Genomic DNA, 1541 nt, shown 5'->3' with positions numbered 1-1541 from the left:
CCAGAAAGGAGGTGTTCCAGCCGCACCTTCCGGTACGGCTACCTTGTTACGACTTAGCCCCAATCACCGGTTTTACCCTAGGCCGACCCTCGCGGTCACGGACTTCAGGCACCCCCGGCTTTCATGGCTTGACGGGCGGTGTGTACAAGGCCCGGGAACGTATTCACCGCGCCATGGCTGATGCGCGATTACTAGCGAATCCAGCTTCGTGGAGTCGGGTTGCAGACTCCAGTCCGAACTGAGAGGGGCTTTAGGGATTGGCCAACCGTCACCGGGCAGCGGCCCTCTGTACCCCCCATTGTAACACGTGTGTCGCCCCGGACGTAAGGGCCGTGCTGATTTGACGTCATCCCCACCTTCCTCGCACCTTGCGGTGGCAGTGTCCCCAAAGTGCCCGGCATTACCCGATGGCAACTGGGGAGGGGGGTTGCGCTCGTTATGGCACTTAAGCCGACACCTCACGGCACGAGCTGACGACAACCATGCAGCACCTTCGCAGGAGTCCCGAAGGAAAGGGCCGTCTCCGGCCCATGCACCTGCGATTCAAGCCCGGGTAAGGTTCCTCGCGTATCATCGAATTAAACCACATGTTCCTCCGCTTGTGCGGGCCCCCGTCAATTCCTTTGAGTTTCACCGTTGCCGGCGTACTCCCCAGGTGGAATGCTTAACGCTTTCGCTTGGCCGCCGACACTATGTCGCCGACAGCGGGCATTCATCGTTTACTGTGCGGACTACCAGGGTATCTAATCCTGTTTGATACCCGCACCTTCGAGCCTCAGCGTCAGTAATGCCCCGGTACAATGCCTGCGCGATCGGAGTTCCTCGTGATATCTAAGCATTTCACCGCTACACCACGAATTCCATGTACCCTGTGCATACTCAAGGCTGCCAGTTTCAACGGCGGAACGCGGTTGAGCCGCGCCATTTGACCGCTGACTTGACTGCCCGCCTACGCTCCCTTTAAACCCAATAAATCCGGATAACGCTCGCATCTTCCGTATTACCGCGGCTGCTGGCACGGAATTAGCCGATGCTTATTCATAAGGTACCTGCAAATGGCCATACATGGCCAACTTTATCCCCTTATAAAAGGAGTTTACAACCCGTAGGGCCGTCGTCCTCCACGCTACTTGGCTGGTTCAGGCTCGCGCCCATTGACCAATATTCCTCACTGCTGCCTCCCGTAGGAGTTTGGACCGTGTCTCAGTTCCAATGTGGGGGACCTTCCTCTCAGAACCCCTACCCATCGTCGCCTTGGTGGGCCGTTACCCCGCCAACAAGCTAATGGGACGCATCCCCATCCTTTACTGATAAATCTTTATTCATCAAGCCATGCGACTAAACGAATTCATCGGGTATTAAACTTCCTTTCAGAAGGCTATCCCCGCGTAAAGGGCAGGTTGGATACGCGTTACTCACCCGTGCGCCGGTCGCCATCAAACTTAGCAAGCTAAGTTCATGCTGCCCCTCGACTTGCATGTGTTAAGCCTGTAGCTAGCGTTCATCCTGAGCCAGGATCAAACTCTCCATTGTAGAATATC

1 rRNA gene is annotated in these 1541 nt (G+C 56.1%); it reads right to left on the bottom strand.

Annotation, left to right across the window (positions count from 1 at the left end):
• Nucleotides 1–4: 4 nt before the first annotated feature.
• Nucleotides 5–1533 (bottom strand): 16S ribosomal RNA (locus tag HMPREF9442_RS01735).
• Nucleotides 1534–1541: the final 8 nt, after the last annotated feature.

Source organism: Paraprevotella xylaniphila YIT 11841, assembly GCF_000205165.1.
Lineage (GTDB): Bacteria > Bacteroidota > Bacteroidia > Bacteroidales > Bacteroidaceae > Paraprevotella > Paraprevotella xylaniphila.
The sequence above is the reverse complement of the archived record's forward strand: the minus strand, read 5'-3'. Positions and strand labels throughout refer to the sequence as shown.